Origin of the sequence: Brachybacterium sp. AOP42-C2-15, from assembly GCF_052377065.1 — a bacterium.
In the GTDB taxonomy this organism is placed as follows: Bacteria; Actinomycetota; Actinomycetes; order Actinomycetales; family Dermabacteraceae; genus Brachybacterium.
On the sequence record NZ_JBQSWK010000004.1, the window covers coordinates 53,517 to 77,412 of the forward strand.

A 23,896-nucleotide genomic window follows, 5' to 3' on the forward strand; every position below is an offset into this window, starting at 1 on the left:
GGATCACCACAGGCTGTTCTCTGAGAAACGGCGGGCGAGCTGATTGACGCCGACCAGCAGGAGGATGTTGATGACGGAGTCGAAGAGCCCGACGGCCGCGGCGTAGCTGTACTGCCCCTCCAGGAGCCCGGTCTCGTAGACGAAGGTCTGGATGATGTCCGAGGCCTCGGCGTTGAGCGAGTTGTTCATCAGCAGGGCCTTCTCGAAGCCCACTGCCATGAAGCTGCCGAAGTCGAGGATGAACAGGATCACGACGGTCGGCATGATCGCCGGGATGTTGACGTGTCGGATCCGCTGGAGACGATTCGCGCCGTCGACCTGGGCGGCCTGATGGAGCTCAGGGTTCACACCGGAGAGCGCCGCCAGGTAGATGATCGTGCTCCAGCCCAGGGACTGCCAGACCCCCGACCACACGTAGAGATGCCGGAACCAGCCCGGATCCTGCATGAACTGGATCGGTGCGAGGCCGACCAGCTCGATGAGGTGGTTGACGAGCCCGAGGCGCGGATCGAGGAACGCGAACAGCATGCCGACGACGACCACCAGCGAGACGAAATGCGGCGCGTAGGTGAGCGTCTGCGCGAATCGCTTGAAGAGGTGGTTCTTCACCTCGTTGAGGGAGAGCGCCAGGATGATCGGGAGCGGGAACAGGGCCAGCTGGTAGAGGCTCAGGATCAGCGTGTTCCGCAGCAGGCGCCAGAAGTAGTAGGAGTCGAAGAAGCGCTCGAAGTGCTCGAGACCCACCCAGCGACTCCCCCAGATCCCGTCGGAGGCGATGAAATCGCGGAAGGCGATCTGCGCCCCGTACATCGGGACGTAGTTGAAGATCAGGAAGAAAACGACGGCGGGAGCGACCAGCAGATAGAGCTGCCAGCTGTTGCGCACAGCGCGCAGGACACGGCGCCTCCGCGGGGCCGCAACCGCCGGTCCCCCCGGAGCCGGTGGCCGCTCCACCTCCGGCGCTCCGGTGGCTGCGGCCACCGGTGGCGCGGTCATCGTTCGGGTCCTCTCACTGGACTGCCTCCTGCTCGGCGCTCGTCTCCCGAACGCGTCTCTCCACGGGGAATCAGCAGGCGTGGGAGCGCTCCCGTGAGGCCGCGGACCGAGGCGAGGATCTTCACCCGCATGGCGACCTTGGGGAGCACGTCGCGAGGGCCCGCCTTCCCGCAACCGGGCACGGCGGCACCCCACTGACCTGCTACGACAGTTATTCCACGAAGCAGTCGGCTCAACAAGAGGGTTTTATGAAATGGCCTTTCATATACACCCGCTGTTCATCGTCGACCCGGCAGAAGAGCGCGCAAGAGCGCCCCGCGGGGCGACGCGGGGAGGTGCGCAGAGGCGCGGGAGGGCCGGGGCGACACCGGGAAGTGCGGGGAGACGCCGGGCGGGCTGAGGCGGGAAGAAGAGGAGCGCAGCGGGGAGGACCATGGCCCGCGCGGCGCGGCGACAGGGCGTGAACGGTCGCCCTCGAGCCGCTCGGCAGTGGCACCCAGCGACTCGAGGTCCGGCACTGCGCGGCACCCCGCCGCGACACGCCCGACCGACCGACTGGCCGACCGGCTGACCGGCTGACCGGCTGACCGGCTGACCGGCTGACCGGCTGACTGGCCGACTGGCTGACTGGCTGACTGGCCGAGTGACCGGCCGACCGGCCGACCGAAGGGTCAGGCCTTCGTCTCGGCAGCCTCGTCCTCGGGGTCGTCCTCGGTGTCATCGCTGGGGTCCTCGAGACCGCTCACCCCTGCCTCGCGGTACAGGGCGATGAACTCCCGCGCGGTATCGGGGCCGATCATCAGGCGCAGCACGGGAGAGACCTCGTAGTCATCCCCCTGCTCGTCCAGCAGACCGGTGCGCTGAACCTTCGCGATCGAGGCCCGGACCTCCTTCGCGAATCCAGCCTCGTCGGTGGAGGTGGTGCGGCGGTAGGCGGCCAGCGCCTGCTGCAGCTCCGCCTCGGAGACGACGGTGCGCTGCCCGCGCGAGGACTGGGTCAGCAGCATCTGGCGCAGCACCAGCAGCAGCACCGAGTCCAGGCGATTCATGCCGGTCAGGCGGCGCAGGAGCTTCGGCGCATCAGGATCGTCCTCGCTCTGGCGCACGAAGGCGACCTGAGCGTCATCGTCGACGATCAGCTCGAGGAAGAGGTCCGCCAGCCGGGATTCGATCGCGGCGCGGTCACGCAACAGCTGGGCGTAGCGGTTGGCGTCCCGCCGACCGTCCAGGAAGGGTCCTTGGAGCAGGTGCACGAGCACCCGTCGGGACTCGTCGACCAAGGCGGTGCCGGAGGCGGAAGGGCTGCCGGCTTCGGCCTGGGGGAGGACGTCGGCATCGGTGCGGGTTACGGAGCTGCTCACGACCACGTACCTTACCGGGGCGGGATTCGTCGATTCCGCGCCGCCCGTCATGACAGTCGGCGGGAAATGCCCCCATGGCGGGCTCAGATCTGGTGCAATCGACCTACACGCTGGAAGACCTTCGTGCATCCGTGCGGAGGAGTCGACCGCAAGGAGCCGACCATGGAACTGTCCACGCCCGTCATCATCGGGATCGTCGTGCTGGCGATCATCCTCGTGATCGTGCTGATCGCGGTGGGAGTGATGGCCTCGAAGCGTCGCAAGGCGCAGCAGCAGGAGGAGGACCGGCGGCGTGCCGCGCAGCTGCGGGACGAGGCCTCGAAGCAGGAGCAGCTGGTCCAGGAGCGCGATCTGAAGGTGCGCGAGACCGAGCTCGAGGCTGACCGCGCGCGGCTGGAAGCCGAGCGGAAGGCCAAGGAGGCCGAGCAGGAGCAGCTGGCCGCCGAACGCCGCCGTTCGGAAGTGGAGCGAGAGCGCGCCGAGGTCGATCAGGAGCGCAGCACCGTGCAGGAGCGCCTCGCCGAGGCTGACCGCCTTGATCCCGACACCCCCGACGACGCCGCCCGGCGCGACCGTGACGGCTCCGCCGTGGCGACCGACGCTCACCGTGAGCATCGCGACGATCACGACGGCCGCAACGTTCGCGAAGACCATGACCGGCATGACGGTCATGACAGCCGTGACAGCCGTGACAGCCGTGACAGCCGTGACGGCCGTGATCACCACGAGCATCGCGAACACCGCGAGCACAGCGAGCACGGCGCGGGCCGTGACCGCGATGCGCACCGTGAGAGCGTGAACGGACAGCCCGACCATGGGCGCGAGGGTGTCCGCGAGGACCGGACTGCGGACCATGGTCGTACGACGCGAGATCCCGATCATGCAGCGCACGACCGCCGTGATAGCGATGATCGCCATGGCTCCGGTGCTGCAACAGCGGGCGCCGTCGGAGCTGGTGCTGTCGGCGCCGGTGCGGCTGGCGCGGGTATTGCGGGAGCCGCCGATCACGAGGACGGCACTGCGACTGACGACGCCGGTGCCCGCGGCGCGAACCATGGTCGTCGCGCAGCGCGCCCGGCTCATGAGGAGCCGCTGACCGGCGATGCACCGGACCGCACTCCGGCCGCCGCATCGACCCCTGAGACTCACGCGGTGGATGGGAACCGGGCAGGCACCGATCCCCGGACCTCGTCTGATACGAGCACCGGTGCTGGAGCCGGCCCCGCTGCAGGAGCTGGTGCAGGAGCAGGTGCAGGTGCTGGCGCAGGAGCCGCCGCAGGCATGGGCGCTGGCGCGGCCGGAGAACATGACCACGACCAGCCGCGTTCTGATGGAGGCTTCGGCCGCCCCGTCAACGAGGACCGTTTCGAGCAGCACTCCGACGTGTCCCGCACGGGACGCCAGGAGCACTCCGCAGGTGCCGAGCACTCGTACGAGCAGCAGACCCCGCCCGCGGAGCAGCAGTTCGGGCACTCGCGAACGTACGGCGAACAGCAGACCCCGCCGGCCGATCAGCAGTTCGGCCAGCACGACCGGCAGCACGATCAGCGCGATCAGCACGGTCAGCACGGCCAGCGCCATCAGGATGACCAGCAGTTCGGTCAGCATGACCAGCTGGGCGCTCAGCAGGACGTCCGCCAGGATCACCTGGCCGGACGGGACTCGCGCGTGCAGGACGGGTCGATGCCGCAGGACACCGCTGGCAGGTCGGACCACAGTGCGGCCCAGCCCGAGCACGGGGATGAGCAGGATCCGTTCTTCCAGCAGCAGCAGCGGCTGGAGGAGCATAACGGGGAGCTGCCACCGAGGGCGCCGGAGTACGGCGATCCGCTCGACCGCCCGCTGCAGGATGGCCCTGCCGACGGTCGCTCTGCGGAGAATGGCTCTGCGGAGGACGGCACGCACCGCGGCTGAGCACCGCGAGCACTGAGCCTGCCCTCGCGCAGCCTCAACCCACCGACGGCGGCCCGGAACCTCTTCTCGAGGTCCCGGGCCGCCGTCGGTCGTGAGGGCCGTGCCAGACTGACATCCATGCCCACCGGACCCCCGCGCGCGCGTTCCCGCATGGACGACATCACCGTCGAGCGGGTGTTGCGCGTGGTCGAGTCGATCCCTTCCGGGCAGGTCGCGGCCTACGGCGAGGTCGGCGCGATCGTCGGCGTCGGCCCCCGCCTGGTGGGTCGCATCATGCGCACCTGGGGCTCTGGCGTGCCCTGGTGGCGGGTGACCAGCGCCTCCGGCGACCATCCTCTGCTGGCTCGGGCCCTCCCCCATTGGGAGGCCGAGGGCATCGCGGTGGCGCCGCACGGTCGCGGCTGCCGGATGGCGGATTTCGGCGCAGATCTGGAGGAGCTGCGGGAGCGGTCCCGCGCCCTCCTCGCGGAGCTCGACGAGGCGTGATCACCGCTCCTCGCAGCCTCCCGCGCGGCGTGGAGGCCGACTCGAGGGGCCCATCCCCTCTGAGCTGTCGCCACGACCTCCGCGCAGCGACAGCTCAGAGGGGATGGGCTAGCGGAGGGAGACTCCTCGGGAAGCGCTCCCGGGTCACTCCACCGGGACGTCGCCCAGGAAGTAGAACGCCGGCACCTTCGCGGCGTAGTCGTTCCCATCGAGCTCCCGCCAGTTGACGACCTCGGTGGAGCCCTCCCGCTCCTGGGCATGCTGGGTGGCCAGGAACATCAGCCCGATCACGCTGGCGAGTCCCTGATCGGCGGGCTTCGCGCGCAGGATGTCGCCGATCGACGCCTGGCCGGAGAGGCCGCGCACCTCGTTGATGTCGCCGGTGAGGCCCACGATGTCGATGTCGTTGGTGCGCACCAGGTCCGCGAGCACCTCGACGCTGAGCGAGGTGGCGTCGTGCACCTCGGCCTCTGCGGGGGCGCCGGGGTCGGTGGGGTCCTTGAGGCGATGCTGGGACACCGAGTTCATCAGCACCCGCGAGAGGTCCAGCTCGAGCGGGAACGGAGTGCGGGTGGGGACCTGGTCCTTCTGCGCGAGCGCAATGCCCTGCGCCTCCTGGAGCGCCTCGAGCATCACCCGGTGCTGGCGGAAGTCCTGGGAGCGCACGAAGCGGGCGAGGGAGCGGTACAGCTCCGTCTTGACGTCCAGCACCTCCTGCGCGGGGTCGTAGAGGTCGCTGAACACGTTGGCGAGCTTCTCGCGCTCGTCGCGTCCCAGCGAGCGGGCGAAGTCGCGCTCGAGCAGCCGGTCCACCAGCTCCTGCGCGGTGCGGGTCTGGACCGGGTCGTTGAGCATCCGGAAGAAGGCGGTGAAGGTGCGGCCCACCGAGGACTGACCGAGCAGGTCGTCACCGGCCAGCAGCTGCTCGAGGATCTCGCCGCGCGAGCCTTCCGGAGAGAGGATCTGCTCGCGCAGCCGCAGATCGACGGCTCGCAGATCTTCCCGGTACTGGAGGAAGTCACCGGAGAGCTCCGCGGCGATCTGCAGGATGTCCCGCAGGCGGTCGCCCGAGACCTCGGGGCTGGGCAGCATCAGCTCGCCCTCGGCGAGGTCTCTGATCTCTGCCTCGATCCGCTCCCGGCGGCGCTGGAGGTCGGCCAGGCGCACATCGCGGTCGGTCTCGGTCTCCTGCGCGAGGTGCTCGAACTGCTGGACCACCAGCTGCAGGCGGGACTCGGTGGTGGTGGGCCGATGTTCCTCGAGCGAGGCGATGAACTGGATCGCGTCGATCGTCGCCGGGGACGGCTCGAAGGTGGTCTCGGTGCGCTGCGGGTCATCGCGGCGGGTCAGATAGCCCTCGCGCACCCAGCCGTCGACGTATTCCGCGGCGGTGCGACCGATGCGGCTCTCCGCCTCGAGCTCCGGCGCCTCCGGGATCTCATCGTCGTGGAGGAGGGGCAGGTGCGCGCCGACGCGGGCGATCAGCTCGCTGCGCGGGAGCCGACGGTCACCGGCGGGGAAGGTGGACTGCAGGATGGCCAGGACGGCAGGCGCCTTGGTGGCAGCGAGCAGTCGCCAGGTGCTGGCCCGGCGCAGCTGCTCGTACGTCTCTTTGCGCGCGGACACGGCATCGCTGCGGCGGTCGGTCCACCGGTTCGGCTCAGTCGTGGTCACGAGGGGAGAGTCTAGCGTCGCCGGCCGGCGGTCCCGGGAGCGGACAGGGAGGCCGGCGGTGAGGTGGGGCCGATTCCGGCCTCGGTGGGCGCGGCGCGCAGCGTGGCAACGACGTCGAGTCGGTCCGCGGTCTCGCGGTCAGCGCCCCTCGACGTGCCTGAACTTCTCCCATGCCGATTGGCGGGCGACGCCGAGCCCGGCGCCGATCGACTCCCATGACGCGCCTCGCTCTCGCATGTAGGCGACCAGGTCTGCCTGGAAGCGCTCGAGCTGAGGGCGCTGCCGGGTGACCCCGCGGAGCATTGTGGTCAGCTCCTCCTCGGTGAACTGCTCGAAGGCGACCGTGGCGACCTCGGTGCCGGATTCGAAGGAACGGGCCGCTTCCCGCGCGCAGTCACCGCAGATCATCACGCCGAGTCCGCCGAGGAGAGGACGCTCCCGAGTGCTCGGGAGCCCGCAGAAGCCGCAGTGCATCTCGGAGGTCCCGCCTGGTCCGCGCATGGCCCGAGTCTAGAGCGACCCGCCCGCCCCGTCCCCGCTGCGGCCGGGATCGTCGGCGGGCAGGTTCTTGCGGACCGGAGGTGCGGCTATCGGGACATGCAACCGACGGGATCCGCCGGGCCGTTGCATGTCTCGACCCGGCCCGCCCCGTCAGGCTATCCTGACACTGCAGCCGTCAGGAGATCCTGACATTTGTGGTGGCATCCGCGGCGGACGCCCCGACCCCGACCACCGGAAGCGACGGTGACCATGCGCCGGATCCTGATCGCCACTCTCGGCGAGTCCACGGGCGATGACGCGATCCGCACCCTGTTGCCGTTGATCGCGGTGACAACACTCTCTGTCGGCGGCGGACTGCTGGGGCTGCTGAACGCTCTCCCATTCCTCTGGTACCTGTTCGCGCACCGCCAGATCGGCGCCTCGGTCGATGCTCTCGGTCATCGGCGTGCGGTGATGCTCGGCAACAGCCTCCGGGTCCTCACCGTGAGCGTCCTGATCCTGCTGCTGGCCACGGGCCAGCTCTCGGTGCTCGTACTGCTCCTCCTGGCCGCAGCGATCGGGCTGGGCGATGCGCTGTTCACCACTGGGCACAGCGCGATGGTCCCTGCGGTCGTCGGTCGCGATCGCACGGCTGACTGCTACCGGCGCATCGAGACGGTCAGCGCGGTCACCCGCGTCTCGAGCCCGGCGGCGGTCTCCGCGCTGCTGCGCCTGGCGGCCCCCGCGATAGCGCTGGGCCTCGCGGCGATCGCGTATCTGCTCAGCCTGGTCACGCTCGCCACCCTGCCGCGTTCGGCAGTGCACGACGCACCGCCGACCGCGAATCCCGAGACGATGGACGCCCCGCCGTCCGACAGCGCGACGCCGACGGCGGCGCCCGCGGCTTCGCGGTCGGCGTGGACGGTGCGCCGGGTGCTGACCACCTACGGCCTGGCCCACCTCACTCTGGCCACCTCGCTCCTGAATGCCGCGGCCATGGTCTCGGGCACCGCCCTGGTGCTCTTCGCGCTGGAGACCTTGGGACTATCTGTATCGACGGTCGCCCTGTTCACCGCCGCTGGGGCGTTCGGCGCGCTCCTCGGCGCCATCGGCTCTGCACCGCTGCTCAGACGCCTTGCCACCGGCTCCGCGAAGCTGTTGACCACGGGAGGCGTCGCGCACAGCAGTTTGGTGGCCCCCGCCGCCCTGCTGGCGCCGGCTGGGCAGGCGGTACTGATCGGGGCCGGCGAGCTGATGGTCGCAGCATGCGCGACGGCATCGATGATCGTCGGCTCTGACGTGCCGGCGCGCCTGATCCCGCAGCAGCAGCTGGGCAGGGCGTTCGCCGCGATCCGGTTGCTCACGATCGGCGTGATGCCGGTGGCGAGCGTACTCGGCGGCCTGCTGATCGCGGCGACCTCACCGGCAGCGGCACTGCTGGTCGCGGCCGCCATCGCCGCCCTCGCCTGCCTTCCCGCCACTTGGATCCGGCACTGGTCCCCGCCAGCTGCAGCCGAAGAACCGGGCTGAAGCCCTCGAACTCTGCTCAGCCCACTCGACTGCCCACCCCGGGAGTACACTTCCTCGTGAACGTTCACGAACCCGGTCTGCCACTCGCCGACAGGCCTCGAGACCAGGAGACGCCTCACCGATGAGCACCCCGCTGCCCTCCACCAACAGCTCCGTCCGCACCGACCGCTGGTGGGAGGAGCTGCCTGCGGGCCGGAAACGACTGCGCGGCCGCGCCCATCTGCACACCGACGCCCCCGAGCTGAGCCTCGACGGGACCTGGGATTTCCGCTACGGCACCCGGGCGGACGGCTCGGGTCTCGGCGAGCCCACCGAGATCGAGGTGCCGGGTCTGTGGCAGCTGCAGGGCCACGGCGCCCCGCAGTACACCAACGTCATCTACCCGATCCCGCGGGAGATCCCGCATGTGCCGGACGAGAACCCCACCGGGCACTACTCGCGCCCGCTTACCGTCCCCGCCGACTGGGCCGAGCAGCTGGCCGCCGGCGCACGCGTGCTGCTGCGCTTCCAGGGCGTGGACTCCGCGGCGAAGGTCTGGATCGACGGCGTCGAGATCGGCGTGACCGCCGGCTCCCGCCTCACCCAGGAGTTCGATGTCACCGAGGCCCTCTCCTCCCCCGCTGAGCAGGGCGATCACCGCGAGCATCGCCTGGAGGTCCGCGTGGTGCAGTGGTCGGTGAACACCTACGTCGAGGACCAGGACATGTGGTGGGCGTCGGGCATCTTCCGCAGCGTGGATCTGCTGCTGCGACCGGTCGGCGGGATCCACGACCTGGTCACCATCGCGGACTTCGATCCGGAGACCGGCCTGGGCACCCTGAGCGCGACCGCCTACGACGCGGACGGCCAGGAGGTCGTGGCGAGGATCGAGGTCCCCGCACTCAAGCACTCCGCCTCCACCGGCGTGGATCCCCTCAGCCTCAGGAAGGTGCGGCCCTGGTCTGCCGAGGATCCTCACCTCTACGACGCCACCGTGCGCACCGACACGGAGACCATCTCCCTGCGCGTCGGCTTCCGCCGGGTCGAGGTGGACGGGGAGATCTTCCGCGTCAACGGTGAGCGGATCGTCTTCCGCGGCGTGAACCGTCACGAGGCGGATCCGCTCGTCGGCCGCGCCCAGCAGCTGGAGAACCAGGATCTCGATGTTGCGCTCATGAAGCAGCACAACCTCAACGCCGTCCGCACCTCCCACTACCCGCCGCACCAGCGATTCCTCGAGGTGTGCGATGAGGCGGGGCTGTACGTCATCTGCGAGGGTGACTTCGAGACCCACGGCTTCCACGCCGATTCCACCTGGGGCGAGGACGGCACCGGCGCAGCCGAGGGCCCGGCCCAGAACCCGCTGTTCGAGGAGTCCCTCGTGGAGCGCTCGGAGCGGTTCGTGCGCCGCGACCGCAATCACGCCTCGATCATCATGTGGTCGATCGGCAATGAAGCGGCCAGCGGCCCGGTCACCGAGGCGATGGTCGCGGCGGTGCGGGAGACCGACGCGACCCGTCCGGTGATCTACGAGCAGGACTATGCCGCGGAGTACGTGGACGTGTTCTCGCTGATGTATTCCTCCATCGAGGAGTCCGAGCAGATCGGGCAGCGGGAGCTGTCCAGCAAGTACCAGGACAAGCTCACCTCGATGCTGCGGAGCTTCGCACTGGACGTCCCGGACGGCTATTTCGCGAATCCGCCAGCACTCACGAAGCCCTTCCTGTGGATCGAGTACGCCCACGCGATGGGCAACGGCGCGGGCTCGCTCAAGGAGTACATGGAGCTCACCGAGCGCTACCCGGCGCTGCACGGCGGCTTCATCTGGGAGTGGATCGATCACGGCCTGACGACCACCGACGCCGAAGGCAATGAGATCTACGGCTACGGCGGCGACTTCGGCGAGCGCCTGCACGATTCGAACTTCGTGGCCGACGGGCTGGTGCTGCCTGATCGCACTCCCTCCCCGGCCCTGCTCGATGCCAAGCACCACTACTCCCCCGTCGGCCTCGAGGTCTCCCCCGGGAACGTGCGGATCACCAACCGGTATGCCTTCTCGGATCTCTCCCCCCTGCGCGCCGAGGTGTCGCTGGATGCCCAGGCGAGCTGGCAGGAGCTCGAGCTGCCGCAGATCGCGCCCGGTGAGAGCACCGAGGTGCCGCTTCCGGAGCACGACGGGGCGAGCACCACGGTGCGGCTCAGCACGCGCGAGGCGCAGGGTCCGGTCCCGGCCGGGCACCTGATCGTCTCCGCGGATCACGTCGACACCGAACGGCTGCGCGGGGACGTCGAGCGCCTGCGCACTGCGACCAGCCCGTCGGCCGCCGCGAGTGTCTCCCCGCAGCGGCATGCGGACGGCTCCTGGTCTCTCGGGCCGGCCCGCTTCGATGATCTGGGGCGGCTGGTGGCGCTCGGCGCGCTGGAGATCGAGCACGCGGGGGTGGATCTGTACCGCGCGCCGGTGGACAACGAGCGTGCCCGCACCCGCGCCCCGCTCGAGGCCCGCTGGAAGCGGATCGGCCTCGATGTCGCACGGCGCCGCCTGGTCGACATCTCCGCGGACCCGGACGACGGCGAGACGCTGCGGGTGCGCAGCCGGATCGGGCTGGACGGCTCGGCGCTCGGGGCCGACGTCACCGAGCGCTGGCGCGGCGATGCGGACGGCCTCGACGTGGACGTGACGGTCTCGCCCTCGTCGTTCTGGCCGGGCGATCTGCCGCTGCCGCGCATCGGCTGGACCTTCGCCCTGCCCTCGGCCCCCGACCAGGTGGAATACGAGGGCTACGGCCCGCAGGAGTCCTATCCGGATACCGGCGGCGGCACCACCTTCGGCCGCTGGGCCTCCTCGGTTGAGGATCTGCAGGTGCCGTACGTGTTCCCGCAGGAGAACGGGAACCGGGCCGGGGTGGTCCGCGCAACGCTGAGCGGGGGCCCGCAGGGGCTCGAGCTGCACGCCCCGGACGGCCTCGGGCTGGCGGTGCGTCCCTGGTCCAGTGCCGAGCTCGATGCTCGGGCGCACGACGGGGCGCTGCGTCCCGACGGCCGCACCTGGGTGACGCTCTCCGCGTCGCTGCATGGCGTGGGATCGGCGGCCTGCGGTCCGGAGCCGCTGCCGCAGTACGTGCTCTCCGCCCGAGAGGAGAGCTTCCGGTTCCGCCTGGCCCCTGTGCCTGCCTGAGATCGCCACCACTCCGCAACCCCGCTGTCACCTGGCCACCGCCTCCCCACGGGGGCGGGCGATAGCCTGGGAGGGGCGTCGCCGTGACGTCGCGACGATGCAGCATCGAGGGAGACGCATGACTCAGGGGTATGGACCGGGCCACGGACAGCAGGGGCAGTGGGGGCAGGCCGGGCAGAATCCGCCGCCCGCACCGCAGCCTCAGCAGCAGCCGCAGTGGGGGGCTCCCGAGCAGGCCCCGCCCGCGCCGCCGCAGTGGGGACAGGCCTCGCCCACCGGAGCGCCCACCGGTGCGCCGGGCGCCTACCCGGGTGCGGGCTATCCCGGCGCAGCAGGAGCGCCGGGTGCCTTCGGCTCCGCAAGTCCGGCAGGTTCGGCAGGTCCGGCGTCGACGGTCGCCAAGCTGATCCAGTGGATGTTCTACGCGACTCTCGCGGTGATCGCGGTGCGCCTGATCGGCAACGTGATCGTCTTCGCCGTCCAGTTCGCCGGCGGCGCCTCGGGCTCGGCCGGCCTCGAGGGTGCCGGTGGCCTCCTGGGCCTCCTGCTCCTGCTGGTGAACGGCCTGGTCACCCTGGCTCTGCTGGTCCTCGCCGTGATGGTGATCGTCAAGGCCTCCGGCCGTGGCCGGACGGGCGCGATCATCATCATCGCCACCGTGATCCTCTCCGTGATCGCGTACTGGATCCTCAGAGTGATCCTCATCGCGGTCCTCGCCACGTCGACCGACATCTCCACAGTGGGCCTGATGTCCCTCGTGTATCTGGTCGCCGAGATCATCCGAGTGCTGATCGTCTTCGCCGTCCTGATCGTCGGCGCCCTGATGTCTCGTCGCTGGGCGAAGCAGAACGCCTGACCGCTCCAGCTCCACGCATGGCAGACGCCCCGGATCTCTGAGAGGTCCGGGGCGTCTCACGTGCGGCCACTCCGCGGTGCTCTGGCCGTCGCACCTGCCGATACGCTGGTGCGCACCACGAGAGGTCGCCGGCTGGCGATGCTCCGGCGCAGCGCAGGGAGAGACGCATGACTCAGGGATACGGACCGGAGTTCGGCCAGCAGGGCCAGCAGGGCCAGTGGGGGCAGCAAGGACAGCAGCCGCAGTGGGAGCAGCAGCCGCAGTGGGGTCAGGCCTCACCCGCCCCGGTGCCGGGTGGCTACCCGGGCAGCGCAGGCCAGGGCGGCATGGGCACCGATCCGCAGTTCGGGCCCGGTGACGGGGTCAACTGGCGCCGGGTGAAGCTGCTCGGCCTGATCCTGCTGATCGGGACGGCCCTGCTGCTGCTGATCCGCCTCGGCATCAACCTGGCCTCCTTCATCGGAGCGGATGAGGTCGCCGCCACCGATGCCGGTGGCGAGATGGGCGCGCTCGGAATCGGTGCGGGGCTCACCTCCCTCGTGCTGACCATTGCCAGTCACGCCGTGGGCCTCATCCTGTTCGTCCTGGCGATCATCGCTGCGGTGATGGGTCGCGGCAAGGCCCGGACCGGCGGGATCATGGTTGCCGTCGCGGTCCCGGCGTCCGTCGTCCTCTACTGGATCGTCACCGTGATCGTGGCAGTGGTCCTCCTCGCGTCCGGCATGGCCGACGCTGATACCGGCGAGCTCACGGGCAACGGCTACCGCATCGCGGCGGCGGTCGATGTGCTGCGCAACCTCCTCATCATCGCGATCATCGGGCTCGGTTCCTTCTTCGTCCACAGCACCGCGGCGAAGAAGCTCTCCGCCTGAGGGTCGATAGCTCGGCGGCGGTCACGTCGCTGCGGCGGGCGGGCTCCGGACTGGGCTCGGGTTCAGGGCCCGGGCTCGGGTTCACGAACCGTGTCCACGGACCGGGTCAACGGTCCGGGTTCAGGACCCGAACCGCAGGCTCTCCCCGTCCACGGTGACCAGCGCTCTGCCGCCGCCGACGGGGCGCACGGGGCCGACGTCCCCGTCGATGATCGCCTCGGCGGTGACCTCGCCGGTCTCCGTGTCGATCACTCGCAGCCGCTGCGCTCCGCGCGGGTCCAGCGGTGACGTGCGCGCCACCGGGTCCAGCACCACCGCGGTGCCCGCCGAGAGACGTCCGCTCACCGTCGCGTCCGGGGAGCTGAGCGGCAGGGTCCAGATGTTCGCCCCGGTGGCGGTCTCATAGGCGACCAGCTGCCCGCTCGCGTTGGCGACGACCATCGCTCGCCCATCGATGCCGATCCGGGAGGTGAACGCCTCTGCCTGGGCCACACCCTCGGCCCCGGGAGCGGTCCACTCCGCTCGCTGCTCGGAGGCGACGATCTCTCCGGCGGTCTCGGTGCCCGCCTCGGTGCCGGTGGCCAGCACCCTCCCCTGGTCGATCCGCACCGACCAGTCACCAGCCGGGGACGGCGCCGACTCCCACAGCACCGTGCCGTCCTGGTGGGCGGTTGCGGTCAGCGCACCGTCCTCTCCGGAGCAGACGGCGAGCACCAGCGGCACCTCGCGCAGCGGGTCCTGCGGATGCGGCGACGGCCCGGTCGCGGAGATGCGGCAGTCCTCCTCGGGAGCCACCAGGATGCGGCCGACGGGGAACCCCGTGGCGGGGTCGAGCTGGACCCAGCCCTGGGCGGGATCGAAGCGCAGCGGCACCGCCGGGAGCACTCCCGTGGCGCGTGCAGCGTCCAGCAGACCAGGCTGTGCGTCGGGCCGGGCGGCCACCTCCACACCGAGCGGATCGACACCGCGGGTCTGTTCGGCGTCCAGGAGGGTCCACAGCGGAGCCGCGGGGTCGGTGAGGTCATAGCCGCTGAGCCGGCAAGTGCCCTCCGTGCAGCGGCGCAGCACGAGCAGGTCGCCGGCCAGAGCGAGCGGGGTGCCCTCGAAGGTCTGTGCGGGGAAGCCTCCGTCCGGAGCGGAGGCCGTGGGGTCCAGCAGGATCACCTCGGTGCCGGTCCCGGTGGCGCGGACCAGTCGGGTGCCGTCGGCGGAGAGGGCGAGCACGTCCTCGGGGAGCGCCTCAAGGCTGCGAGATCCGGTCCCGTCCAGCAGTTGGGCACCACCGTCCGCTCGGCGCACCAGCACGGGTGTGCCGGGCTCCGGCAGGGAATGCACGGTGTCGCCGTCAGCGACGGCCTCGGCGGTGACCAGGGCCTGTTCCGAGAGCGGATCCAGCCGGGTGGCAAGCACGGCCGGGACGGTCAGGGCGAGCATCAGGGCCGCTGCCACGCCACCGGCGAGCAGGACCCGCGAGCGGCGTCGGAGGCGGTTCCCGACCAGGGCGAGCAGCGCCGCGCCGACCCCCAGCCCGGCGAGGACGCCCGCCGCCAGGCGCAGCACGCCCAGCAGGAAGTGCTCCCCGAGCAGTGCACAGATCCCCGCGACGGCGAGCAGCAACACTGCAGCCCCGAGGGCTGTCGCTGTGTCGATCTCCGGGCGCTCGCCTGGCGCCGCGCCAGCTGTCCCCGTGGCGTCGTCTGCGCCCGGGCGCTCGCCTGGCGCCGCGTCAGCTGTCCCGGTGGCGCCGTCTGCCCCCGGGTCCTCGTCTGTCGCTGCGCCGTCTGTGGCCGTGGCACCGGCCGCCAGCGCGCCGGGCTCTTCGGGGTCGGGTACTTCGGGGTCAGGCTGCGGCGCCCAGGGCGACTGCTCGCTCATCGGCCGCTCACCGGGGTGAGCCGTAGTAGGCGCCGGTGGTCTCCTCCCGCAGGGCGTCGAAGTCACCGGTGCGCAGGGAGTCGCGGATCCGGTCCACCAGGCGCACCACGAAGCGTTCGTTGTGGATCGTGCACAGGGTCGAGGAGAGCATCTCCTTGGCCCGGAACAGGTGATGGACGTAGGCGGCGGTGTAGTGGGTGCAGGTGTAGCAGTCGCAGCCCTCGTCGATCGGGGCGAACTGGCGGCGATACTTCGCACCGGTGAGGTTCACCCGACCGGTGCGCGTGTAGACGGCGCTGTTGCGAGCCACCCGGGACGGGGAGACGCAGTCGAAGGTGTCGGCCCCCGCGGCGATCGCGACGAAGAGGTCATCGACCTCGCTGATGCCCAGCAGGTGGCGCGGCTTCGCCTCGGGAAGCTCATCGGTCACCCATCCCACGATCGTGCCCAGGTTCTCCTTCTCGAGCGCCCCGCCGATGCCGAAGCCGTCGAAGGACCAACCCTCCACGTCCATCGCTCCCAGATCGCGGGAGGCCTGGCGGCGCAGATCCTCGTACTGGGCGCCCTGGATCACGCCCCACAGCTGCTGGTAGGGGCGGTGGGTGCGCTCCGCGGTGAGGCGGGCGTGCTCGGCGAGGCAGCGGATCGCCCACAGCCGGGTGCGCTCGAGCGCCTGCTCCTGGTAGCCGCGGGAGTTCATCAGCGTTGTCAGCTCATCGAAGGCGAACATGATGTCGGCCCCCAGCCCGTGCTGGATCTGCATCGAGATCTCGGGGGTGAAGCGATGCTCATCGCCATTGATGAAGGAGCGGAAGGTGACCCCGTCGTCGTCGACGTGGGCGAGCCGCTCCTTGCCCTCGGCGACCGCGTCGTCCTCCCCTGAGGAGGTCCGGGCCTTCTCGCCGCCGGAGAACTCGCTCGAGAGGACCTTCTTGAAGCCGGCCCCGAGGCTCATCACCTGGAAGCCGCCGGAGTCGGTGTAGGTGGGGCCGGGCCAGTTCATGAAGGCGCCCAGGCCGCCGGCCTCGTCGACCAGGTCGTGGCCGGGCTGGAGGTAGAGGTGATAGGCGTTCGCGAGCAGTGCCTGCGCTCCCAGGTCGCTCATCGACTCCGGCAGCACTGCTTTGACCGTGGCCTTGGTGCCCACCGGGATGAAGGCCGGGGTCTGGATCTGTCCGTGCGGGGTGGTGAGCACCCCGGCGCGCGCCTTCTCCCCGTGGCGGGCGATGATCTCGAATCCGCTGTCAGCGGGAAATGGCGCTGCGGGGATCGACGCTGCGGATATCGACGCGGCGGGGGTCGACGCGGTCGGATTCAGCGCGGCAGGGATGGGCGCGGCAGTCGGATCGGCACTGGGAGAGGTCACCGCTCCATGATCCCACGACCCTTTACAGCTCCCGGCTCCCGACTCCGCGTCCCCGATCGGCCGCCCCCGCGCCACCATCGCTCTAGGATCGACCGCACCCCGCCTTCTCACTCCAGGCCTTCTCACTCCAGGACATCTGTGATGACCCAGCCCGCTTCCGTGCCGTCCACTCCCACCCCAGGTGCCCCGCCCGTCGGGGTCCGCACTGGCGGGCGTGCCGAGGCGCCGCTGCGCCAACCCGCCCTCGCTGTCACAGTGCTGGCCGGGGCAGTGATCCTCACCGGTGTGATCGAGCTGCTGCTCCTGCCTCTGCAGGGCCCGTTCGAGGCCATGCAGTACGTGGTCCAGGGCTTCTACCTGGTCATGGTCCCGGTCAGCCTGGCTTTCAGCGCCTCGGTGCTGTGGCTCCTCGCCGCCTCCGGCAACGCCCGCGTTGACGAAAGGCGCCTCTCGCGTCAGCCACTGCTCATGCTGGGTCTGCTGGTGCTCTCGGCGCTGGTGTTTCCGGCGGGTCAGCTGCTGGCCCTGTTCCTGCGGATGCTCGGGGTGGGCGATGACACCGCCGTCGGATACGGCCTGCGCACTGCGATCGGCAACCTGTTCACCAGCGGCGGCACGATGCTGCTCACCGCCATCATCGGCATGCTCGCGCTGTTGCTGTTGAGGCGCCCGCACCGGGCGGAACAGACCCACCGAATCCCAGTGGGCCCTGTGCCGGTCGCCGTGGTGCTGCTGATCACGGCGCTGCTCCTCGCGGGGATCGTGCCTCTGCAGAACCTGGGCCCCCAGTGGGCAGCCCTCGACTGGGAGGTCCTGCAGGCTCTCCACTCGCTGCTCACCGTCGCGAAGGGGCTGCTGGCCGCGCTGCTCGTCCTCACGATGGGTCTGCTGCTCGCGCTCACCGCCGGACGGACGCGCAAGGTCCTCTGGGCAGGGTTCATCGCCTACTGGGTCACGCAGCTGCTCACCGTCGTGCTGATACGCGCCTTCGTATTCCAGATGCTGAGCGGGGCCGCGGCCGGCGGCGACTGGTTCACCCCCGTCGCCGGGATGGTCGATGTCCTCGGGACCCTGCTGCTGGCGGCGACGTCGGTGGTGGTGATCGTGCTGCTGGCACGGCGCTCGCAGATCCCCAGGAGCTGAGGCGCAAGAAAGCTGAGGCGTGATCACTTCCGGCCGTATCCACTAGGATCCACCGCAGCGCCGGGATCGGGAAACCGCCTGTCCGCGGCAGTGGTGGCCACCGGCCGTGCGGAAGGGGATCGCGATCAGCTCGCCCAACGATCCGCCGCACCCTCGGCATGGTGGGCGCGGCACACCTGCGCACGACGCCGATGAGCAGGCACGGCAGCGTGATGCAGCCAGCGCCTGGGAGCAGCCCGCCCATCTCGAGGACGAGCCGGCCGCGGCGCCCCTCGAGGCCTGGACGCAGGATCCGAGCATCGAGCCGGACAGCGCACCAGCGCCACCTCCTGCACCGGAACACGCCGCATCCCTCCCCCGTTCGGACCTTTCGGCCTGGATCGCGGGTCCGCTGCCTTCGGCGACCTCGTCCCTCGGGGACTGGCTGCAGGGCCCGGCCGAGCTGCACGCCGAACGGGAGGCGGAGGACGCCTGGTCCACGAGCGACTCCGTCTCCGGGACCTGGCGGCCGCGCGGCGAGGCGAGCCGCTCCCGCATCCCGCAGCCCTCCCCCGTCGGCCCTGCCGCAGAAGCCGGCACGGAGCCCTCGCCCACCGCTCCCTCTGCTCCCTCCGACTCCCGGCCCGCCTTCCGGCGCGAGCTGCACGGCCTGCGTGCGGTGGCGCTCGGGCTGGTCGCGGTCTACCACATCTGGCTCGGCCGGGTCTCGGGCGGAGTGGACGTCTTCCTGTTCCTCTCGGCCTTCTTCCTCACCGGCACCTTCTTGCGCCGGCTGGAGAACGGCCGCCCGCTCGGCGTGCCCCGCTACTGGCTGCACACCTTCAAACGGCTGCTGCCGCCCTCGGCAGTGACGATACTGCTGGTCCTCGCGGGGACGGCCGCCTTCCTGCCCGCCTCGATGTGGCAGACGATCATGCAGGAGGCGGTGGCCTCGGCGGCGTACGTGCAGAACCTCCTGCTGGTGCTGCTGCAGGTCGATTACCACGCCCGCGACGCCGGCGCCGCCTCTCCGCTGCAGCACTTCTGGTCCCTCAGCGTGCAGGGGCAGGCCTTCGTAGTCTGGCCGCTGCTGTTTTTGCTGGTGGCGCGGCGTGCTCGAGCCGGAAAGCCGGTGCGCCGCCCCCTGATCGCGATCATCGCGCTGATCGGGGCCGCCTCCCTGACCTGGTCCATCATCTCCACCCAGAGTCAGCAGCAGATCGCCTACTTCGACACCGCGGCCCGGCTGTGGGAGTTCGCCGCAGGATCCCTGCTGGCCCTCGCCCTGCCGGTGCTGGACCGGCTCACCGGGGCGCGGCGGCCGGAGGACGGCCTGGCACCTCGCCATCGGACCCTGCGCGCACTGACCGGCTGGCTGGGCGTCGCGGGACTGCTGGCCTGCGGTGTGCTGCTGGACGTCTCGACGATCTTCCCGGGCTGGATCGCGATCTGGCCGCTGGCCGCCGCGGGCGCGGTGGTCGTCGCCGGACATTCAGGCCGCCGCTGGGGAGTGGATGCGGTGCTGTCCACTCGTCCTGCCGCCTTCATCGGCGACATCTCCTACGCGCTGTACCTCGTGCACTGGCCCATCCTGGTGATCTGGCTGCACCACAGCGGGCAGGAGCGCGCCGGGCTCCTGGACGGCCTGGTGGTGCTGACCGGCTCCATGCTGCTGGCCTGGCTGGTGACCCGGGCGGTGGACGCACCGGTGCGTCGTTCCCGCTGGCTCGAGGCGAAGCCCTGGCGGGCGCTGACCGCGATCGCCCTGAGCTTCGCGCTGGTCGCCGGCGCGGCCGGCGGTTGGTGGATGTTCCTGCACCGCGACCAGCCCCAGACGCCGGTGGCCGAGGGGCCGAGCCTCGCGACCGACGAGGTCGCCACCGTGGCCCCGCCGGATGTGCAGCCCTACGGCTGGCAGCTCGGGAATCAGTGGCCCGACCTCCCCGAGCGCTGCGGCGGCCCCTGGGCACCCGAGCGCGGCTTCGCCCACGTGCGCTGCCAGCAGCTGCTTCCGGGCGACGCCGAGGCGAGCAAGACCATCGTGGTGGTCGGCAGCTCGCACTCCCGCCAGTTCATCCCCGCTGTGCTGCCCACCGCCACTGCGCAGGACGCGCAGGTCGTGAACCTGTCCATGGACGGCTGCGGCTTCCTCGCAGGCACCGAGCGCTGGCCCTACTGCGCGGGGTATGACGCGTACGTGCTGGAGTACCTCGACGCCGTCAAGCCCGACGTGGTGCTCACCACCGTCACCCAGACCTTCGACGACGGCACCGAGGAGGTCCTCCCCGAGGGCACTGACGGGGCGCTGCAGACGCTCCTGGACCGCGGCATCGACGTGATCGCCGTCCGCGACACCCCGCGCTGGGGACAGGACCAGTACCAGTGCGCCGAAGCGGTGATCGATCGCGGTGGCACCCCGGTCGCGGCCGATGCCGCCTGCGGCGCCGACGTCGAGGACAAGCTCGCCCCCCAGAACCCGGCCGCTCCGCTGACGGCGCTCAGCACCCCCGGCGCGACGGTGACGCTGCTCGATCTCACACCGCAGATCTGCCCCGACGGACGCTGCTCGCCAGTGCTCGGAGATACCTACGTCTACATGGACGACAACCATCTGACCAGGCTATTCGTCGAGGAGTCGCTGGCGCCCGCGGTGACTGAGGAGCTCGCGGCCGCGAAGGTCTGAGGCGGGGGCGGACATGGACAGGCCGGACATCGGCCAGCCCGAGCGTCGGCGGCAGGTGCGCGGACTAGCATGTGCCCGACCCCGGGGCGTTCGTACCCGCTCGAGAAGGAAGCAGGTGCACCCCACGTGGACGTCCTGAGGATCATCGCGACCCTGGGTGCGGCGTTGCTGATCCTCGGTGCTCCCGGCCTGCCGACGGTGCTCGCGCTGCGGCTGCGGCCGCTGACTGCAGTCGCCGCAGTCGCGCCGGCCTCGCTGCTGATGATCACGATCGCCGCGGAGGCCGGTCATCTGCTCGGCATTCCCTGGACGGTCGCCTCACCGCTCGTGCTCGGGCTGCTGCTGGGCGCCGCCCTGTGGCCGATCAGACGCCGACAGGCACTCGCCGCAGCGACGAGCGGCGACTCCACCTCCGAGCACGACTCTCGGGATCCCGGGCTGCCTGCACCCCGTTTCCTGGAGACCCGCCGCGGCCACGCCGCTGCGATCCTCATCGGCCTGGTCATCGGCGGCGGCGTCCTGCTGGCTCGCGTGCTGCCGATGATGGGCGGGATCCACGCCATCAGCCAGACCTACGACAACATCTTCCACCTCAACGCCGTACGTCATATCCTGCGCGCCGGAGACGGCTCCGCCTGGGTGGTCGGGGGGATGACCGCACTGCCGGGCACCGAGGTCTACTACCCGGCGGTCTGGCACCAGGCTGTCAGCCTGGTCACGCAGGTCTCCGGCCAGGACATCATCCTCGCCTCCAATGTGGTGATGCTGCTGGTCGCCGTGGTGCTGTGGCCGGTGGGGCTCATGACCCTGATGCGCACCTGCACCACCGCGGGTCCTGTCGGCTGGATGGCCGCGGGAATCCTCGCGGGCGTCACCGGCGCGTTCCCGCTGACACTGATGCACTGGGGCATCGTGCTGCCCTACTTCCTTGCGATGGCCTTCATGCCGCTGGTGGTGGTCCTGATCAGCCACCTCGCCGGCCTGGCCCCGCGCTCGCCGCAGCTGCTGACCGTCCCGCAGCTCGCCGTTCTGCTGCCGGCGGTCTGCGGCACCATCGCACTCGCCCACCCCCAGGGCGTCTTCGTGGGCATGGTGCTGGGCCTGCCGATCCTGGTCTGGGGGACCCTGGCCCGAGCACACGACCGCATCGTCTCGCGGAAATCACCGACACTCGGCAGTCCCCGGCTGTGGCCGCTCACGCTGCTCACCGTCGCGGCGCTGGCTGGCTCCGCATTCATCTGGATCCGCTTCCGGCCCGTGGAGTCCTCTGCGGTGTGGAAGCCGAACTCCTCGCTGAAGGAGGCGATCGGTCAGGCGATCAGCATCTCCCCCAACGCCACCCCCACCTTCCTCCCGCTGGGCCTGGTGATGCTCGCCTGCGCCGCCTCCGTGCTGCTGCTGTCCCGATCGCGCTGGCTGCTGGCGCCCTGGATCGTGGCTGCGGTGTTCTCCGTGCTCACGCGCAGCACCCCTGTCGGCGATCTGCGCTACCTCTTCCTCGGCAACTGGTACACGGACAACAATCGGGTCACCGCGATCATCGCCGTCGCCGCGATCCCCGTGCTCGCCCTCGGCATCGAGAGCCTCCAGCGCCTTGCCGGGCGCCGCTTCCCGCGGTTCGCCGGGACGCCCGGGCACCTGGTCGCCGCGCTCGCCGCGGTGCTCGTCCTGGCACTGGGCGTGCTCTCCCCCGCCTCGCAGGTCAATCGCAGCTACTTCATGCCGGACTGGCAGTCCGGCGTGCTGCTCAGCGACGACGAGCGCGAGCTGCTCGAGCTCCTGCCCGAGGTGGTCCCCGAGGACGCGGTGATCGCGACCAACGCCTGGAACGGCAGCTCCCTGGCGTACGCCATCTCCGATCGGCAGGTGCTCAACACCTACATGAGCTTCCAGGCGGAGCCCGAGGTGCATCTGCTCAATGCCGAGCTCGATGAGGCGCGCACGAATCCCGAGGTCTGCGATGCCGCGGCAGAGCTGGACGTCGACTACGCCCTGGACTTCGGCCCACAGGAGATCCACGGCCGCTCCGCCACCTACACCGGCCTCAACGAGATCTCCGAGACCGGCTCTGCAGAGGTCGTGCTCCAGGTGGGCGATGCGAGGCTGCTGCGCATGCTGCCCTGCCGGGGCACCGATGGTTCAATGAACCCGTGACTCGTTACTCCGCCGCCGCACCCTCCTCCCGCGCCCGGGCCACGACGCTCGACCTGGGCGAGTTCGTCTCCGCCTCCCCCACCTCCTTCCACACCGTGCAGGAGGCCGCCCGTCGGCTGCGCGCGGCGGGCTTCTCCCCGCTGCAGGAATCCGAGCACTGGTCGACCGCGGACGTCGCCGAGTCGCGCTACGTGATCCGCGACGGCTCGCTGATCGCCTGGGTCACCCCGGAGCAGGCTGATGAGACCACGCCGTGGCGGATCGTCGGCTCCCACACCGACTCCCCCGCCCTGAAGCTCAAGCCGAATCCCGAGCTGGGCCGCGAGAACCTCTCCCAGGTGGGGGTCGAGGTCTACGGCGGCCCGCTGCTGAACTCCTGGCTGGACCGGGAGCTGCGCCTGGCCGGGCTGCTCACGCTGCGCGATGGTCGCCGCGCCCTGGTCTCCACCCCGCCGGTGCTGCGGGTGCCGCAGCTTGCGGTGCACCTGGACAGGGCCGTGAACAAGGACGGTCTCCAGCTCGATCCTCAGCGGCACATGCAGCCGATCCTGGGGATCGGCGACGTGGACGTGCGGGTGCTTCTCGCCGCGCACGCCCAACCACTCGACGACACCGGGCACCTGGTCGCCGACGGGGAGCCGACGCACCCGCTCCTCGCCGAGGACATCGTCGGCTTCGACGTGCTCACCGTGGACGCCCAGGCGCCCGCGCTGTTCGGCGCACACGAGGAGTTCCTGGCCTCCGCACGGCTGGACAACCTCAGCTCCGTCCACGCCGAGCTCCAGGCGCTGATCACGGTCCATGGCGGCGGGGACGCCCGCCCCGCAGGCGCAGAGCCCGCCCCGATCGCGCTGATGGTCGCCAACGACCACGAGGAGGTCGGCTCGGCCTCCCGCTCCGGTGCCGCCGGTCCGTTCCTCGAGGATGTGCTGGTGCGGATGCACGCGGCGCTCGGCGGGGACGAGTCGAGCCGCCGCCAGGTGCTGGCGTCCTCGATGGTGCTCTCGGCCGACGCCGGCCACGCCGCCCACCCGAACTATCCCGAGCGCCACGATCCCGTGACCCGCCCGCGGCTGGGCGGGGGGCCGATGCTCAAGATCAACGCCCAGCAGCGCTACGCGACCGACGCGGTCGGGATCGCCGCCTTCGCCGCGGCCTGCGCGCGCGCCGGGGTGCCCTACCAGCACTTCGTCTCGAACAACGCGATGCCGTGCGGCTCGACGATCGGCCCGATCACCGCGACCCGGCTGGGGATGACCACGATCGACGTGGGCATCACGCTGCTCTCGATGCACTCCGCGCGAGAGATGTGCGCGACCGCCGACCCGCTGCTGCTGCAGCAGGCGTGCGCCGCATTCCTGCGCGGCTGA

Annotated in this window: 16 protein-coding genes; 10 read left to right on the top strand and 6 right to left on the bottom strand. The window is 70.7% G+C overall.

Features of this window, described 5'->3' with window-relative positions; translation table 11 throughout:
• Positions 1 to 3: 3 nt before the first annotated feature.
• Entirely contained in the window at positions 4 to 885 is an 882-nt protein-coding gene (locus ACT3SQ_RS03365; protein ID WP_441443673.1) for an ABC transporter permease, read from the bottom strand.
• A 782-nt stretch (positions 886 to 1,667) separates the two neighbouring features.
• Positions 1,668 to 2,357, bottom strand: a complete 690-nt coding sequence (locus ACT3SQ_RS03370; RefSeq protein ID WP_441443672.1) for a DUF4194 domain-containing protein — start codon at positions 2,355 to 2,357, stop codon at positions 1,668 to 1,670.
• Between the two features lie 162 nt (positions 2,358 to 2,519).
• Here ACT3SQ_RS03370 and ACT3SQ_RS03375 point away from each other — a divergent pair, with 162 nt between their 5' ends.
• Together ACT3SQ_RS03375 and ACT3SQ_RS03380 are read left to right on the top strand one after the other, a co-directional pair.
• The gene (locus ACT3SQ_RS03375) at positions 2,520 to 4,271 is read left to right on the top strand and encodes a hypothetical protein (RefSeq protein ID WP_441443671.1); all 1,752 of its coding nucleotides are present in this window, start codon (positions 2,520 to 2,522) and stop codon (positions 4,269 to 4,271) included.
• Between the two features lie 117 nt (positions 4,272 to 4,388).
• Entirely contained in the window at positions 4,389 to 4,757 is a 369-nt protein-coding gene (locus ACT3SQ_RS03380) for an MGMT family protein (protein ID WP_441443670.1), read from the top strand.
• Positions 4,758 to 4,901: 144 nt separating this feature from the next.
• Here ACT3SQ_RS03380 and ACT3SQ_RS03385 read toward each other — a convergent pair whose 3' ends face one another.
• Positions 4,902 to 6,431 carry a DUF3375 domain-containing protein gene (locus ACT3SQ_RS03385; RefSeq protein ID WP_442331775.1) on the bottom strand — a complete coding sequence of 510 codons (1,530 nt, stop codon included), beginning with the start codon at positions 6,429 to 6,431 and terminating at the stop codon, positions 4,902 to 4,904.
• Between the two features lie 138 nt (positions 6,432 to 6,569).
• The gene (locus tag ACT3SQ_RS03390) at positions 6,570 to 6,932 is read right to left on the bottom strand and encodes a hypothetical protein (RefSeq protein ID WP_441443668.1); all 363 of its coding nucleotides are present in this window, start codon (positions 6,930 to 6,932) and stop codon (positions 6,570 to 6,572) included.
• A 249-nt stretch (positions 6,933 to 7,181) separates the two neighbouring features.
• Here ACT3SQ_RS03390 and ACT3SQ_RS03395 point away from each other — a divergent pair, with 249 nt between their 5' ends.
• The 4 genes from ACT3SQ_RS03395 (at position 7,182) to ACT3SQ_RS03410 (ending at position 13,326) form a co-directional block, all read left to right on the top strand.
• On the top strand, positions 7,182 to 8,441 hold the full coding sequence (locus ACT3SQ_RS03395; RefSeq protein ID WP_442331787.1) for an MFS transporter: 1,260 nt from the start codon (positions 7,182 to 7,184) through the stop codon (positions 8,439 to 8,441).
• 121 nt (positions 8,442 to 8,562) lie between these two features.
• Positions 8,563 to 11,598, top strand: coding sequence for a glycoside hydrolase family 2 TIM barrel-domain containing protein (locus ACT3SQ_RS03400; protein WP_442331774.1), 3,036 nt, complete (start codon positions 8,563 to 8,565; stop codon positions 11,596 to 11,598).
• 118 nt (positions 11,599 to 11,716) lie between these two features.
• Entirely contained in the window at positions 11,717 to 12,454 is a 738-nt protein-coding gene (locus tag ACT3SQ_RS03405) for a hypothetical protein (protein WP_442331773.1), read from the top strand.
• A gap of 167 nt (positions 12,455 to 12,621) precedes the next feature.
• Positions 12,622 to 13,326, top strand: a complete 705-nt coding sequence (locus ACT3SQ_RS03410) for a hypothetical protein (RefSeq protein WP_442331772.1) — start codon at positions 12,622 to 12,624, stop codon at positions 13,324 to 13,326.
• A gap of 120 nt (positions 13,327 to 13,446) precedes the next feature.
• Here ACT3SQ_RS03410 and ACT3SQ_RS03415 read toward each other — a convergent pair whose 3' ends face one another.
• Both ACT3SQ_RS03415 and tgt read right to left on the bottom strand, forming a co-directional pair.
• Complete coding sequence (locus ACT3SQ_RS03415; RefSeq protein WP_444502206.1) at positions 13,447 to 15,201, bottom strand: PQQ-binding-like beta-propeller repeat protein; 1,755 nt, start codon at positions 15,199 to 15,201, stop codon at positions 13,447 to 13,449.
• A gap of 7 nt (positions 15,202 to 15,208) precedes the next feature.
• Positions 15,209 to 16,519, bottom strand: coding sequence for a tRNA guanosine(34) transglycosylase Tgt (tgt, locus tag ACT3SQ_RS03420; RefSeq protein ID WP_442331786.1), 1,311 nt, complete (start codon positions 16,517 to 16,519; stop codon positions 15,209 to 15,211).
• 189 nt (positions 16,520 to 16,708) lie between these two features.
• On the opposite strand from tgt, the gene ACT3SQ_RS03425 reads away from it, so the two are divergent.
• The 4 genes from ACT3SQ_RS03425 to ACT3SQ_RS03440 all read left to right on the top strand — a co-directional run bounded on the left by ACT3SQ_RS03425 (position 16,709) and on the right by ACT3SQ_RS03440 (position 23,896).
• The gene (locus tag ACT3SQ_RS03425) at positions 16,709 to 17,710 is read left to right on the top strand and encodes a hypothetical protein (RefSeq protein WP_442331771.1); all 1,002 of its coding nucleotides are present in this window, start codon (positions 16,709 to 16,711) and stop codon (positions 17,708 to 17,710) included.
• A 106-nt stretch (positions 17,711 to 17,816) separates the two neighbouring features.
• Positions 17,817 to 20,372 carry an acyltransferase family protein gene (locus ACT3SQ_RS03430; protein WP_444502207.1) on the top strand — a complete coding sequence of 852 codons (2,556 nt, stop codon included), beginning with the start codon at positions 17,817 to 17,819 and terminating at the stop codon, positions 20,370 to 20,372.
• Between the two features lie 126 nt (positions 20,373 to 20,498).
• Positions 20,499 to 22,526, top strand: a complete 2,028-nt coding sequence (locus ACT3SQ_RS03435; protein WP_441443661.1) for a DUF6541 family protein — start codon at positions 20,499 to 20,501, stop codon at positions 22,524 to 22,526.
• Positions 22,523 to 23,896 carry a M18 family aminopeptidase gene (locus ACT3SQ_RS03440; RefSeq protein ID WP_441443660.1) on the top strand — a complete coding sequence of 458 codons (1,374 nt, stop codon included), beginning with the start codon at positions 22,523 to 22,525 and terminating at the stop codon, positions 23,894 to 23,896. The genes ACT3SQ_RS03435 and ACT3SQ_RS03440 overlap by 4 nt, the downstream gene beginning before the upstream one ends.

Coding starts and splice junctions, on each gene's coding strand:
- ACT3SQ_RS03375 (WP_441443671.1), top strand. CDS start 2,520: ATGGAACTGTCCACGCCCGTCATCATCGGGATCGTCGTGCTGGCGATC.
- ACT3SQ_RS03380 (WP_441443670.1), top strand. CDS start 4,389: ATGCCCACCGGACCCCCGCGCGCGCGTTCCCGCATGGACGACATCACC.
- ACT3SQ_RS03390 (WP_441443668.1), bottom strand. CDS start 6,932: ATGCGCGGACCAGGCGGGACCTCCGAGATGCACTGCGGCTTCTGCGGG.
- ACT3SQ_RS03395 (WP_442331787.1), top strand. CDS start 7,182: ATGCGCCGGATCCTGATCGCCACTCTCGGCGAGTCCACGGGCGATGAC.
- ACT3SQ_RS03400 (WP_442331774.1), top strand. CDS start 8,563: ATGAGCACCCCGCTGCCCTCCACCAACAGCTCCGTCCGCACCGACCGC.
- ACT3SQ_RS03405 (WP_442331773.1), top strand. CDS start 11,717: ATGACTCAGGGGTATGGACCGGGCCACGGACAGCAGGGGCAGTGGGGG.
- ACT3SQ_RS03410 (WP_442331772.1), top strand. CDS start 12,622: ATGACTCAGGGATACGGACCGGAGTTCGGCCAGCAGGGCCAGCAGGGC.
- ACT3SQ_RS03415 (WP_444502206.1), bottom strand. CDS start 15,201: ATGAGCGAGCAGTCGCCCTGGGCGCCGCAGCCTGACCCCGAAGTACCC.
- ACT3SQ_RS03425 (WP_442331771.1), top strand. CDS start 16,709: ATGACCCAGCCCGCTTCCGTGCCGTCCACTCCCACCCCAGGTGCCCCG.